The organism is Weissella sp. ESL1177, assembly GCF_058107185.1.
This window is the reverse complement of sequence record NZ_CM176591.1, coordinates 466544-481264: the sequence shown is the minus strand read 5'-3', so window position 1 is coordinate 481264 and position 14721 is coordinate 466544. Positions and strand designations below refer to the sequence as shown.

At 37.8% G+C, this 14721-nt stretch carries 13 protein-coding genes and 1 riboswitch; of the genes, 1 reads left to right on the top strand and 12 read right to left on the bottom strand.

Annotation, left to right across the window (positions count from 1 at the left end):
- The first annotated feature begins 32 nt into the window (after nt 1-32).
- Nucleotides 33-509 (top strand): NUDIX hydrolase, encoded by a 477-nt coding sequence (locus tag AC3B5D_RS02315; RefSeq protein WP_489839708.1) that lies wholly within the window; start codon nt 33-35, stop codon nt 507-509.
- A gap of 57 nt (nt 510-566) precedes the next feature.
- On the opposite strand, the gene AC3B5D_RS02310 is transcribed toward AC3B5D_RS02315, so the two are convergent.
- The 12 genes from AC3B5D_RS02310 to AC3B5D_RS02255 all read right to left on the bottom strand — a co-directional run bounded on the left by AC3B5D_RS02310 (nt 567) and on the right by AC3B5D_RS02255 (nt 14436).
- The gene (locus AC3B5D_RS02310) at nt 567-3770 is read right to left on the bottom strand and encodes an SbcC/MukB-like Walker B domain-containing protein (protein ID WP_489839709.1); all 3204 of its coding nucleotides are present in this window, start codon (nt 3768-3770) and stop codon (nt 567-569) included.
- A 1-nt stretch (nt 3771) separates the two neighbouring features.
- Nucleotides 3772-4944 (bottom strand): exonuclease SbcCD subunit D, encoded by a 1173-nt coding sequence (locus tag AC3B5D_RS02305; protein ID WP_489839710.1) that lies wholly within the window; start codon nt 4942-4944, stop codon nt 3772-3774.
- Nucleotides 4945-5019: 75 nt separating this feature from the next.
- Nucleotides 5020-5526: an ECF transporter S component gene (locus tag AC3B5D_RS02300; protein ID WP_489839711.1), complete on the bottom strand. Its 507-nt coding sequence runs from the start codon at nt 5524-5526 to the stop codon at nt 5020-5022.
- The gene (locus AC3B5D_RS02295) at nt 5516-6337 is read right to left on the bottom strand and encodes a bifunctional hydroxymethylpyrimidine kinase/phosphomethylpyrimidine kinase (RefSeq protein ID WP_489839712.1); all 822 of its coding nucleotides are present in this window, start codon (nt 6335-6337) and stop codon (nt 5516-5518) included. Before AC3B5D_RS02295 ends, AC3B5D_RS02300 begins: the two co-directional genes overlap by 11 nt.
- 137 nt (nt 6338-6474) lie before the next feature.
- Nucleotides 6475-6750, bottom strand: a complete 276-nt coding sequence (locus tag AC3B5D_RS02290; RefSeq protein ID WP_042493879.1) for an HU family DNA-binding protein — start codon at nt 6748-6750, stop codon at nt 6475-6477.
- Between the two features lie 206 nt (nt 6751-6956).
- Nucleotides 6957-8267 carry a ribosome biogenesis GTPase Der gene (gene der / locus AC3B5D_RS02285; protein ID WP_489839713.1) on the bottom strand — a complete coding sequence of 437 codons (1311 nt, stop codon included), beginning with the start codon at nt 8265-8267 and terminating at the stop codon, nt 6957-6959.
- A 152-nt stretch (nt 8268-8419) separates the two neighbouring features.
- The gene (gene rpsA / locus AC3B5D_RS02280) at nt 8420-9637 is read right to left on the bottom strand and encodes a 30S ribosomal protein S1 (protein ID WP_489839714.1); all 1218 of its coding nucleotides are present in this window, start codon (nt 9635-9637) and stop codon (nt 8420-8422) included.
- 96 nt (nt 9638-9733) lie between these two features.
- Entirely contained in the window at nt 9734-10408 is a 675-nt protein-coding gene (gene cmk, locus AC3B5D_RS02275; RefSeq protein ID WP_489839715.1) for a (d)CMP kinase, read from the bottom strand.
- Nucleotides 10409-10601: 193 nt separating this feature from the next.
- Nucleotides 10602-11195 carry a LysM domain-containing protein gene (locus tag AC3B5D_RS02270; RefSeq protein WP_489839716.1) on the bottom strand — a complete coding sequence of 198 codons (594 nt, stop codon included), beginning with the start codon at nt 11193-11195 and terminating at the stop codon, nt 10602-10604.
- A gap of 85 nt (nt 11196-11280) precedes the next feature.
- Nucleotides 11281-12723: a RecQ family ATP-dependent DNA helicase gene (locus AC3B5D_RS02265; protein WP_489839717.1), complete on the bottom strand. Its 1443-nt coding sequence runs from the start codon at nt 12721-12723 to the stop codon at nt 11281-11283.
- Nucleotides 12710-13786, bottom strand: a complete 1077-nt coding sequence (locus AC3B5D_RS02260) for a helix-turn-helix domain-containing protein (RefSeq protein ID WP_489839718.1) — start codon at nt 13784-13786, stop codon at nt 12710-12712. Before AC3B5D_RS02260 ends, AC3B5D_RS02265 begins: the two co-directional genes overlap by 14 nt.
- 71 nt (nt 13787-13857) lie before the next feature.
- Nucleotides 13858-14436 carry an ECF transporter S component gene (locus AC3B5D_RS02255; protein ID WP_489839719.1) on the bottom strand — a complete coding sequence of 193 codons (579 nt, stop codon included), beginning with the start codon at nt 14434-14436 and terminating at the stop codon, nt 13858-13860.
- Between the two features lie 91 nt (nt 14437-14527).
- A riboswitch (FMN riboswitch) is annotated at nt 14528-14662 on the bottom strand.
- Between the last annotated feature and the right edge of the window lie 59 nt (nt 14663-14721).

Here is a 14721-nt window from a genome sequence, read left to right as displayed (position 1 = left end):
CATTGATATAAAAAAAGGAGACATCAATCATTATGGTAATGGAACAATATTTTAAACAACTCCGCCAAAAAATTGGTCATGACGAAATCATCATGCCTGGTGTTGCTGGTATTTTATTTGATGAGAGTCGACAAAAAGTGTTGATGGAACAACGTGGGGATGGCGAGATTGGCTGGAGTCTTGTTGGTGGTATGCAAAATTTGGGTGAATCTGCAATGACTTCACTCATCAGAGAATACAAAGAAGAAACAGGTCTTGATGTTAAAATAACATCTTTAATTGGTGTTGACACCAACTTTCATCATATCTTTCCTTCTGGTGACAAAGCACAGATCCCCATGTTTTTATTTGAAGTGACACAAATTGGTGGTACTTTGACAGCTGATGGTGATGAAACCCTCTCACTCACCTATGTTCCCCTTGCTGACCATCCCCAAATGTATAATCAACAACATCAATTAGCGATCGATCAACTCATTAATGGTGTCCCATATGGTTGGTATTTCTAAAAAATAAAAGCGCATGCTCCCAATTGTGGTTGCATGCGCTTAATCGTCTAATATCATTTATAAAATATGCATCGTTATTTGACTATGACCATCACCTAATTTTTTAACCGCTAATTGTTGTGGTATTTGTTGTTTCATTGATGTGACATGTGAAATGATACCAACTAAGCGCCCACTTTGTTCAACCATATGCAACGCTTCCATCGCTTGTGCAAGTGTCTGTTCATCTAATGACCCAAAACCTTCATCAATAAACAGCGCATCAATTTTAGCACCACCTGCACGATGTTGCACGATTTCAGCCATCGAAAGCGCAATCGATAATGCGGCAATAAATGATTCACCACCAGACAACGTACTTGTTGCCCTAATTTTATCGCCATCTTGATCATAAATGTCGATGTCTAAGCCGTTTTGATTTGCACGCCCACCTTGTCGATCTGATAGTATAAACTGATAGCGTCCCGCAGATAGTACCCCAATATAATGTTGATTTGCATAATCTAAGACATCAAACAAAAATCGTCGCAAAATAAATGGTTCTAATCGTAATTTCTTCTCATTATGACCATCAACTGCTTGCACCAAAGTGAAAAGATCTCGACTGGCCGTTTGTTGGTCAAGCCATTGCTTTTGTAAATTTGTTACTTCTTCACTAATCTTAACGTGTTGCTGATATTGATTTTGTTTTGTCACGACCAACTCGTATAGCTCTTCAACGATTTGCTGTCGTTGATTTACAGTAGCTTCTAATGCTTTCAAATCAGGTTGCTGGTGTTCATGTAATTGGTGTTGCAAAGCCTTGATATCTGTTTGTAATTGGGTAACAACCGTTTCATAAGTTGTGATTTCTTTTGCTAACTGATCACGCTCTTCAGGATGTGTTTGCACATGTTGCATTAATTGATCGAAGGCCGTGTGATCATTTACCGGACCATGCTGAATCGCATGATCAAGCAACCGTTTGACGTTCGCTAGATCATCCTGTAGATGTTGACATTTTTGTTGCACCGTTTGCAATTGTTGTGTTTGTTCACGTTGACTGTTTTCATTAGTTAATAATTGTTCATGCACTGTCGTTCGTTGTTGATCATAATTTTCACATGCTGTCTTTAAAACCTGCCGTTCTTTTTCATAATCAGCAACCGACTGACGTCCCACCAAAGAATGATTAAGTTGTTGTCGTTCAATATCAAAATCGGTCTGACTTTTCTTTTGTAAAGAGAAAGTATTTTTATTTGCAACTAAGCGCTCATTTAACGTTTGCTCTAATTGTCGTTGTTGTACGATATCATTCTCTAAGCTCTGTAAACGCTTTTTTGCTGAGGTAATAAATGTACTTGCTGCTGTCAGCTGTTTTGTTATTTGCTGAAGGTCTAACTGGATGGGCAATACAACAAATGTTTCATCAAATGTTGTAAACATTTGCTGCCAGTCTTGACGGAAAGACGCATATTGAGCCGTTAATTCATCATTTTCTGCTTGCAACCACTTTGTTTCTTCAACAATATCAAATTGGTAATTTTGCCAATTAGTTTGTACTTTTGATAATTGACCACTAGCTAATTGTGTTGCTTTTTCTGTTTCTTCAACAGATTGAATTGCTGCTTTTAAATCATCATAAGTACTGGTTACGATCATCGCCTGTTGATCTTCACCATCATAAATATGACCACAAATCACACAAGGTTCACCAATCACCAATTCTTGTTGTAACTGTTGCATTAAAATTTCACGGCGCAACTGCTCCTTTTCTTTCAATTGTTTTTGTTGTAAAGTCAGATTTTTTTTGGCAAGGTCAACCTGTTCCGCTAACTTTGTCATTTCCTGTTGTTTGTCAACTAATGCTGCTTTTTTTGTTATATATTGTTGATAACGTTCTTTTAACTGACTAAAGCGTGCCAACAAATTACGCAATGGCTGATCGCAATCAATAATAGTTTGTACTTGCTGTCGCTGGTTTTCTAATGCTTTGAGCTCAGCTTGTACTGTTACTTGTTGTGCTGCCAATTTTTGACCATCATCTTTGGTCGTCGCTATTTCATTGATAAGTTGGTCGATTTTCTGGTCTAGACTTGTTAACTGGCGTGCTTTTGGTAGCCAATCATTTTGAATATTTTCAATACGTTGGCGCTTGTTATCAATAGACTCTTGTTGTGCATCTAATTGTTGCTTTATTTGCTGCAAGTCATTATTTTTCTGAACTAATTGTCGCAACTGATCAGATAAGGTTTGTTGTCTGTCTAATTCTTGGGTATAACTTGTTTGTAGCCTTTTTTGCGTCTCAATATGTTCGCGTTGTGCTAACCCCCATGATACTTGTTGTAAGTCATGTCGTTTTTTTGCAATATCAGCTGATTGCGTATCGTACGTTTGTAATAACGCTTGTTTTTGTGCTAATTGATCAAATTGATTTGCAAGTTTTTGACCGATTTGATACGCTTGTTGTCCCTTTTTTAGCTGGTCACGAGCAACCTTTAATTTTTGCTCATCATTTTCTAGCAATTGTTTATATTTACTATTCAGTTGCTGCAATAATGCTATTTTTTCTGTTGCAGTTGGTGCTTTTGACTCAACGTCATCTTGCAACCAGTGCACCTGTGCTAATTTTTCGTCACGTTGATAGGCAATTTTTTCTAACTGATCTCCCAATGACTTTTGTTGTTGTTTTAGATTGGTTGTTAATTGGTCAAAGATGGTCGTCCCAAACAATTGTCGTAAAATGATCATCTTCTCATCACTTTGCGCACTCAAAAATTCGCGAAATTTATCTTGTGGCAATAAAATAATTTTGCGAAACTGTGCTGCATTAAGGTGCAATAATTCCTTGATCTGATCATTAACAACGGTCGTTTTATCACCTAGTGCCGTTAACGGTGTCTGTAATGTATCATCAACCTCGATCAATGACACCGTTGCTTTATGCTCAGTTGTATCCATATCCGATTTTGCACCACGCTTCTTTTTTAATTGTTGCGTAGGTGTTCTCGTAATCACATAAAAATGACCATTGTGTTCAAACCAAAATTTAACCCTTGTTTCTGACGAAGCATCAGCAAACTCACTACGCATGTCTTCTGGCCGTCGTTCACCGGTTCCTTCACCAAATAGCGCATAGGTCATACCATCGAAAATCGTTGTTTTACCCGCACCAGTATCACCAGTAATCAAAAATAACTTTGATTCCGTAAATTTTGAAAAATCAACGGCTGTCTGCTCATAAGGGCCAAAATTACTTAACTGTAATTTTAAAGGTCGCATGCTATTCTTCCTCCTCTTTGTGCAGCTCGCTGAGTGTTTGTTCAACAATTTGTAATTGATGTTGATTTAATGATTCATTAGTCACATATTGATAGAAATTAGCAATTAATTCATCATCCGCTTCTTGTTGGTCAACTTTTATCTTGGACATTTGTTTCTGATTAAATAGTTGTCGTGGTAATTCATACTGTACTTCGACAACATCTCCATAAATGTCAGCTAAAGTTGCCCGTGCGTTAACTGCTGTGACTCGTCCCTGAATTTTGATACTAAAATAATTTTTATGTGCTCGTTCAAATTGTTGATAAAACGCTGGTGTTGTTAGTTCTTCAAAAGATCCTGTTAGCAATATCAAATCTTTTTTCGGTATCAATGGGCACCATGTCGTCGTTACTTGGTGATCGTTGATTTCAACTATAAAGACGCCTTTCTGTGTTTGGGCTTCTTTTGTGTTAAATTTAATTGGAGAACCAGCATATTTTACTTTTTCACTTGGACTAGCTTGCTTTAAATGTAAGTGACCTAATGCAACATAATCAAAGTCTTTAAATAATGAGTCATCTAAGCCACGCAGCCCACCAACCTGTGAATTTGTTTCACTAGTAAACTCATAATCTTTATTTTTACTACCAACGACATAATAATGAGTCACTAAGATATGATTTTTGTCAGGATCAAACTGATCAGTCATATCAGCAATAATCTGTGGCATGACTTGATTAATCGTTTGATACTGTTGTGCATCATCTTCTGGAATATGATAATACACTCGTGCCATTGATGGTTCGATAAAAGGCAGTAAAAATATCTGTGTATCTGATGTCTCTATTGGCACAAATGCATCTGCCAACGTCGTATTCAAATAAAAATGATTTTGTTGACGCCATTCACGACCAGCACCTAAACGTGTTGCCCCATCATGATTACCAGAAACAGCAAAAATTGGCATGTGATGCGTCATATTTAAATCCTTTAGCATACTTTCTAACCCATTAACGGCTGCAATTGGTGCAATACCACGATCATATAAATCACCCGCAATAATAACGCCATCAACTTTTTCAGCAAGGGCAATATCTTTAATTTGTTGATAAGCTGTTTGTTGCTCAGTTAACAATGAATAGCCACCGAGCTCTTTACCAATATGCCAATCAGCTGTATGTAAAAATTTCATGTATGTTATCCCTCTATTTTTTGAACGATATAAAAAAGAAAGAACTGCCATGCCTGACAGCTCTTGAATCGCTATTTATCGAATCCACTTCCGCAGTGGGACACTAATAATCAATGCTAAGATAAAGCCCACTAAAACTTGGAAAATATTGGCCGGTACATCAGCCAAACCTGCAATAAATGCTGCTTGCACTGACATCTTTGCACCACCAGTCACCCATAATAAGAAACTACCAGCGAGCCAATAACCAACAACCATCACGACACCACCAACAAAATTACCCAATAAACGAACAGCAACTGTTTTGTTGACATTATAATGACCGATTGTCCAACCTTCAAGACCATGAATAATTAGTGAAAAAAACATCCACTGTGGATAACCAGCAAATAAATCCAGTAAAAATCCTGTTAACCCACCAACTGCGAGACCCATTTTAGGGCCAAAATGCCAGGCACCAATAAAAATGCCTGTTTCTACTAGCGAAACAAAACCAGTAGGTGTTGGTAATTTTGCGACATAACTCAAAACAATATTAATTGCGACTAACACCGCACCAATCGTTACTTGCTTAGTTTTCATGTATCTTTTCCTCATACCGACGTGCAGCTTGCCACACATTACCAACCCGAAAATCATTATTTAAATTAATACCATGTAAAATACCTTGGTGAACAAAGTCTTTCGCATCAGTAATTGCCATCATAGGCTCAATACCTTGAGCAAGTTGACTAGTAATTGCTGCTGAAAAAGTACATCCAGCACCATTATTAAATGGTTGCTTAATTTTTGGTAATCTAATCAACTTTTTATCATGATCAGATACAACGGCATCGACTGCCATCTCACCCGTTAACCGTGTACCACCTTTAACCACAACAACTTGTGGTCCTAGTTGTTTTAACTTTTCTGCCACAGATAATAAATCTGCCTCAGTGTTAATTGTTTGTTGGGTCAATAATTCTGCTTCCGTTAAATTGGGGGTTATAACCGTTGCTAGTGGCAACAATTGTTCTTTCATTGATTTTGCTAACAAACTAGCATTTATTGTATCTGTTTCCTTAAATACCATTACTGGATCAATTACAACAGGTATATTTGTGCCATATTGTCGTATAAATTCACTCACAACTGTCATATGATCTATTGATGGCAATAAACCAACCTTAATGCCTGTAATATTTGTTAACTGACTAAGCGAAATTAATTGTTTTTTTAGTACAGGAATTGGTATCGCATGTATATCAAAATCTGTTTGATCGACCGTAACAATACTTGTTAATGCGCTCAAACCAAACAAGCCATACTCATTAAACGTCGCTAAGTCGGCTTGAATTCCCCCACCAGCCAAAATATCAGAACCAGCAATCGTTACAATTTTACCAACCACCATTGCGACACCTCCCTTACAATAATTAAATTTAAGTTTAGCACAAATTATGACTGGTAAACATATCTAGTTAACAGATACATCAAAAATTTTGGCAATAAAAAAAGAAGTTATGTGAACACAACTTCTTTTTTGAAAAATTACTTGATGGCGTCTTTCAAAGCCTTACCAGGCTTGAATGCAGGAATCTTTGATGCAGCAATCTCGATTTCCTCACCAGTTTGTGGGTTGCGACCCTTGCGAGCGGCACGAGAACGTACTTCAAAGTTACCAAAGCCAATTAATTGTACTTTTTCACCTTTTGCCAAAGTATCTTGAATTGAAGCAAATACAGCATCAACTGCTGCAGTTGCATCCTTCTTTGTCAAACCAGTTGCAGTTGCAACATCAGTTACTAATTCTTGCTTGTTAGCCATTTAACTTTCCTCCTGGATAGGTATATTGGCAATTTGCCAATAAATTTAGATCGAATCTGTAATTAGATTTCGATAATTAGAATATCATAATTAACGCCATCTTACAAGTAAAATCTGTCTTAAAACGTTGATACAACAGGCTTTTTGTCATATCCTTAAACATTTATATAAAAAATTGTTTAAGGAATGTCAAATTAAGTTTATTTTTACTTGCGTGCCCGTTTAATTAAGTGAATTGGCGTTCCTGTAAAATCAAATGATTTACGGATTTGATTTTCTAAGAAACGTTCATATGAAAAGTGCATTAATTCTGGGTCATTGACAAAGACCACAAATGTCGGTGGCTGAATAGCAACCTGTGTTGCGTAATAAACTCTTAGACGCTTACCATTCACCGTTGAGGTTGGATTTAGTGCCAAAGCATCCATAATCACTTCATTCAACGTAGCTGATTGAATACGCTTTTGATGATTTTCATTAACTTGCTTAATTAACGCAGGTAATTTGTTTAGTCTTTGCTTAGTTACTGCTGAAACAAAGACAATTGGTGCGTATGATAGATACTGAAATTCTTCACGGATTTGATTTTCAAAATCTGCCATCGTGTGGTTGTCTTTTTCAAGCGTATCCCACTTGTTAATCACAATAATAACGGCACGACCGGCTTCATGTGCATAACCAGCAACATGCTTATCCTGTTCACGAATACCTTCTTCTGCATTCAAAACGACAAGAACAACATTTGAATCATCAATAGCACGCATAGCACGCATAACAGAGTATTTTTCTGTTGATTCATACACTTTACCACGCTTACGAATACCAGCCGTATCGACCATCACAAATTCATCACCTTCTGCAGAGGTGAAACGCGTATCAATTGCATCACGCGTCGTACCAGAGATATCTGAAACGATCACCCGCTCTTCACCTAACATTGCATTAACTAACGATGATTTACCCACATTTGGGCGTCCAATAAATGAGAAGCGAACGGCTTCATCATCTTCTTGTACGGCAGATTCAGGAAAATTAGCCACAACTTGGTCTAATAAATCACCTAAACCAGTACCATGGGCACCTGAAATAGGGTATGGATCACCAAATCCCAAAGCATAGAACTCATAAATTTCTGAACGTAATTCAATATTATCAACCTTATTCACGGCCAATACAACTGGTTTCTTTGACCGATACAAAATTTTGGCTACGCGCTCATCAGCTTCAGTCAATCCTTCCCGTGCAGACACCATAAAAATAATGACATCCGCTTCATCGATTGCAATTTCCGCTTGCTGTACAATTTGTGACATGAATGGTTCATCACCCATATCAATACCACCAGTATCGATTAATCGAAATTCATGAGTCAACCATTCTGCACGTGTATAAATACGATCACGCGTTACACCAGGTGTGTCCTCAACAATTGAAATTCGATCACCCGCAATGCGGTTAAAGATTGTTGATTTACCCACATTTGGGCGACCAACAACTGCCACAACAGGGAATCCCATATTATCCTCTTTTCTGAGGTATTAAATTTTTGCTACCTCAATTTAATTTGTCACTGTTACATATAATCTTAACATGAATTAAGACGAAACAAAAATTAGAGGCTGAGACAACTCTTGTCCCAGCCTCTAACTGTTTTAAGCTATTCTAATGCTTAGTTAAAATCTTTAAAAATATCACCAAATGCATCACCTAGTGTTGCTGATCCTTCTTCTTCTGAAGTTGAATAGTTAGTAGGTGCTGATTGACGTGGGCGACGTGAACGACGAGGACGATCATTTTCCTCGTGTGCAGGTGCCTCTTCCAAAGCCTTGATTGACAATGATAAACGTTGACGCTCTGGATTAACATCCAAAACCTTAACCTTAACCTTGTCTCCAGCCTTCAAAACATCACTTGGGTTAGCAATGTGCTTGTGTGAGATTTGTGAAACGTGAACCAAACCTTCGACACCTGGGAACACTTCAACGAATGCACCGAAGTCAACCACACGCTTAACAGTTCCCTCTAGAACTGTACCAGCAGGTGCCTTCTCAGCAGCTTCGTCCCAAGGTCCAGGTTGAGTAGCCTTGATTGACAATGAGATACGCTCACGTTCTGGATCCAAGCCCAAAACCTTAACCTTAACTTCTTCACCAACTGACAAAACGTCTGAAGGTTGTGAAACGCGTTCGTGTGAGATTTCAGATACGTGTACCAATCCATCAACACCACCAAGGTCAATAAATGCACCAAAGTTAGTCATACGAGCAACTTTACCTTCAATAACATCACCAACTGATAGTTCGTCGAAAATACGTGCCAAAGCAGCTTTACGCTCTTCGTTCAATACATCACGACGTGACAAGATCAAACGACTGTCTGCTGCATTGATTTCGATAATCTTTGCACGGATAGTTTGACCTTTGTATTGGTTCAAATCTTGCACGAAACGGTTCTCAATCATTGAAGCAGGTACGAATCCACGTACACCTTCAACGTCAACAACCAAACCACCCTTAACAGCTTGTGTTACTGGTGCTTCCACAATGTCGTCAACACTGTGCTTGCTTGCGATTTCTTCCCAAGCACGACGAGCTTCAAGACGACGCTTTGACAATAGGTATGATCCACCTTCCTTGTCAGAACCGATAGTTGATACAACTACCAAATCCAACACGTCTCCAACCTTGACAAGGTCATTTACGTCCGCATCGCGGTCAGTTGTCAATTCACGCAAAGGAATCACACCTTCAACGCCGGCACCTTCAATACCTACGATAACTTGACGATTATCATCAATTGCCAAGACTTCACCCTTAACTACATCGCCAACTTTAACTTCGGCTACGCTGTCAAGAGCTGCCAATAGCTCGTTGTTCTCTTCGTTCATTACAATATATCCTCCTGGTCACACGACTCTAATGAGTATTATACCTAATATTGGTATATTTTACTAGTACTTTTTGCACTTTTTTAGCCGTAATTATTATTTTTGTAATTTATTTTCAATAATATGCTTCACTTCACTCACTACTTCGTTAATTGAGAGACCTGTCGTATCCAATTCAGTTGCATCAATTGCTTTCTTTAGTGGTGAAATTTCACGATGAGAATCAAGATAATCTCGCTTCTCAATTGCTGTTTCAAGTTCAGTCAAAGTAGTTGCCATTCCCTTGGCTTGATTTTCTTTAAAGCGACGTACTGCACGTTCATGAACAGATGCAATTAAAAATATTTTCACTTCAGCATCTGGTAGCACAGTTGTCCCAATGTCACGACCATCCATCACGACACCACCAGCAGCAGCAATTTCTCGTTGCAACGTGGTCATCGCATTGCGCACTTCACCATAAGCAGAAACAACGGATACATTTGCTGTGACTGCAACCGAACGAATCTCTTCAGTCACTTCCTCACTATTTAGAAAAACGTGTTGTACTGGGTTACCCGGCTGAAATGAAATTTTAATGTCAGGTAATAGCGCTGTCACAGCTTGTTCATCAGTTAATGTAACGCCTGATTTAATTGCTGCTAAAGTTACTGTCCGATACATTGCCCCTGTGTCAACATAGACAAAGTTTAAGTCCGTAGCCAAAATTTTAGCAATTGTCGACTTACCTGCAGAAGCCGGGCCATCAATTGCAATCCGAATTGGGTTCATGATTCACATCCTTATTCAATTTATTACTGTCTTATTTTACGCTTAATTGCCTAGAAACACTAGTACGACTAGTTTAAAAAATGATTTGACATTATTTGAAGTATACGCAAAAAAATCGTTGATCTACCAACATAAAATGGTAAGATTAACGACTCCTATCACAAACTGACGTTTTAACAACAACGATAAATTTTTACTTAACTTTTAAGCCTTTGCCATAATAAGTAGCATAATTACTTGCCGTTAAGCCTGGATTTAACGTATACAATTCTTCTGGTGTTGTCCCATTTGCAACAGCAAAACTATAAAGCGTTCCTGACTCAAAATTAACAGTCTTTGAAGCTTCTTCTGAAGAAGATGACGCTGCTGATGAAGAGGCTGCTTCAGAAGATGCAGCTGCCTCAGAAGATGCGGCGGCTTCTGAAGACGATTTAGCTGCAGCCTCGCTTGACTTTTTGGCAGCTGCCTCAGAAGATTTCGATGCAGCCACCTTTGCCTTTGATTCTGACTTCGCAGTATCTGTCACTTTATTGGTTGAGGTGGTTGTTTTCGTAGATGAAGCGACAGGCAATTCAGTATTTGTTGTGGCATCAGCAGGTTTATTCAATTCCTGTAAATATTTATAGACAGGAACAAACGACAAAGCAATGACAATCAATACCAAAATTCCGACAACCATACTAACACGTTGTGACTTACGTCGGTTTTGTGTTCTTGAATATTGTTTGGTCGTTTCATCTTTGAAAGATGCCTCCCATGGCTGTTGTTCATTCTTCTTTTCGGTCATGATTGGTGGCTCTCCTTACTCTCTTTTTTTATTATCTTTAATCATACACTAAGTACCTTAAAATAGTTAGTGTCACACCCAAACTTTATTGTAAATTAAACAGTTTTTTTAACTGTTGTGACCAATCTGCCACCATTTCAGGTCGTGGTACGTTTTCTTTTCTTGCCAGTGCCAATTCTGCAGGTGGCCAGTCTGTCACACCCACGCTTTCATCTGTCAAAGATAGCGTCGTCGTATCATTACCAAAATATTCACTAATTTGTTTGCGCAACTGACCTGGCGACTTAGCGTAATTGATCATTGACCACAAATTTTCTTGACGACTATATTTTCTTTGTTCAAAAATTTGAATAATATCAGCAATTGACAGACCACTGTTGCGATAAAAGTTTAATAATTTTACTTGATCAGCAGTTAAAACATCTGCATTAGGGTGTTCTAAGTAAATTTTGATTGCAGCAGAATTTGGAATCGTTTGATCAATTAAATTAAATTGAATCAGTTCATCCCCGGGGACATATAATAATATTGCAACAGCTTGCTGGTTATCACGACCAGCACGCCCAATTTCTTGTAAATAATTAGATAAATCATTACTTAAATGATAATGAATAACAAAACGAATATTATCTTTATCTATTCCCATACCAAATGCGGAAGTTGCCGTAATCACATCAATATCACCATGCATAAACTGTTGTTGGACACGATATCGTGAAATTGTATCCATCCCACCATGATAAGCAACCACATTTTGCTGGGTTTCTTCATGTAACCATTCAGCCATACTTGTTGCTAATTTTCGTGACGTAAAGTAAATAATCCCTGGACCTGTCGTGGTCATAACTAATTCTTTTAAGCGCTGTCTCTTTTCAGCGTCATTAGCCAACTGTTCTGTATGTAAATAAATATTGGGACGATCGACTGCATGTTTATAAATAAACCAATCTGTCTCAGCCATGCCAAAGCTATCAATAATTTCATCAATCATACGTGGCGTGGCCGTCGCCGTTAATAATAGTAGCTGTGGTTTATGTAACTGCTCATGAATTCGTGGCAATGCCAAATAATCTGGTCGAAAATCTTGTCCCCACGTCACCATGGTATGTACTTCGTCAACCACCATTAAGTTAATGGTAATTCGTGTCAAAGCAGCTTGTACTGGTTCTTGATGAAGCATTTCTGGCGAAATAAACAAGAAATGATAACTTGCAAGGTTTTTTAACACCATTTTTTTATTTTCGTACGATAAAGTTGAATTTAAAGCAACGACCTTTTTTTCACCAAGATAATTCAAACGAGCAACTTGATCCTGCATTAACGATAATAAAGGCGTTACAATGAGAATCAATCCTGGTCGTAACGCACCCATCATTTGATAAATTAATGTTTTCCCCCCACCAGTTGGTAACACAGCCATGGTTGATTTTTTAGCCAATAAAGCTGTTAAAATTTCTTGTTGACCCGTTTTAAATGTTTCAAAACCAAATTTACGATGTAAAACATTTTCTAAATTAGAACCTGGCATCTTTTGTTCCCTCTTGCTTGGTTAAATAAATTTCATATAAGCGAAATAAAAAAAATTCGTTTGGATCGTCTGATCTTCTAACACTTGAAAATTGCCAGTCATCAATGGCACCACTGAGATTTTCTTTTAAGTAACTCACTATTTGGGGTGTTAAAAACAAATCGTAAGGAAAATTCTGTTGCGGTAACCAAATTGCCGCCGATAGTAAATGTTCTCGCACGGTTCCTATTTTTAAATGACGTCGTTGACTAATTTGCGCAATTGACAATCCTTGGCTAACTTGTCGACATGTTAATTGCATACTATTGGAAAGATTGCTTTGTGTTTGTGTTAACTGCCATAAGGTTTTTAATATACTTGGACGCGACCTTTTTGAAATCGTTGTACTCCATAAAGCAAACAAATCTAATTCCCATAAATAAAAATCAATTGCTCCCCAAGTTGTTGGGTGTCCTAATTGCGCAATATTTTTCCCTGCTATTTGATGCCCCACCCACGTTGCAATAAATTGATTGGCAGTTTTTTTAGGTAACTGTTCAAGAAATTGCTGGATGTCGGCTGACCAAGTAACACCTAATGTCTGTTTATTCGTTATCTGTCGATACCATTGCTTCACTAATAATTTCGTTTTTAAATCAACTTGCAATGGATAATAATGGTTATTGTGATATGACGCTTCCGAAATAATCTGATTGGCGAGTAAGAATGTTTCTCGAAAATGACGAACATTAGCTAAAGGCTGGGTTGCCAACGTGACATACTGCAATTGATAGTGTTGCTTAGCAAACTTTTGTTGTGCCAAAACGCCTTTTTGTGTCAATAATAACTGACCTGTTTCAGATTGCTTTTCAATTAATAAACCCGTTTGGATAAATCGCTTTATTTGTTCATCAAAAGTTGTCTTTTCTAATTGTGGCATCAGGCCAACATATGGCAACAATTGATAACGTAATCCCCAGTACTCAGTCGACACAGTTAATCGACGTTTCAATAAACTAAAAATTACCCGATGTCGTCGTGCTTGTGTTGACGAAAATAGGGTAATCAAAAAATTATCTGTCACCACACTGTCCACCTTTCCACATACTAATCATTAGTTTAAGAAAATAGTGAACGAAGTGCAAGTCACTTGATTTAATTTAGTTGTGAATGCATTCGTGCCAAAACACGTTGGAAAGAGAAAAAGACGACACCAGATACGGCACCTAGAATAACCCCCTCAATTAGGTTAAACGGTACGACCATCCAAAGCAAATAATGTCCTAGTCCAATCGTGGCTTTAATATCAAAATTAGCAAACACGGCATACAGCGGTACAGCGTAAACATAATTAAGAATAACCATGGCAATCGTTAATCCAATCGTTCCCATTAATGTGCCAATCATAAATTGTTTTTTTGATACATCAGTTCGTTTCATTACCATGATAATAATTGTCATCAAAACAGCCATCCCAATAATGTTCATTGGCAAACCGATCAAATCACCTGGCCCTTCATTATTTAACAATAATTTTAAAACAGATCTTAAAATTAAAATAACATAGCCTTGCTTCAAGCCTAATAATAAGGCACCAAACAAAACTGGTACAATTGAAAAATCAATTTTCAAAAAACTTGCTCCCGGTAATAACGGAAATTGCGGAAATACCATCAAAACAAAAGCAATTGCTGATAACAGTGCAATAATCGTTAAATGACGTGTTCTATTCATGATACAATATATCCTCCACACTGATAATAAAAAAGTCGGTCTCATTCGTGTCAGGGCGACACAAATAAAACCGACTATATCAGTCAATTCATTAATTCTTCTGCATACCAGACTTTACTGTCGGTTATGGATTCACACCATATCAACCACAACATTGTGGGTCGCGGACTTTCTAAAAAATCAGATTACCGCCGGTCGGGAATTACACCCTGCCCTGAAGATATTTAATTATCATATTTATAGTAGCTTTCCTGTTACTAAAAGTCAATAGTCATTTGGTATTGC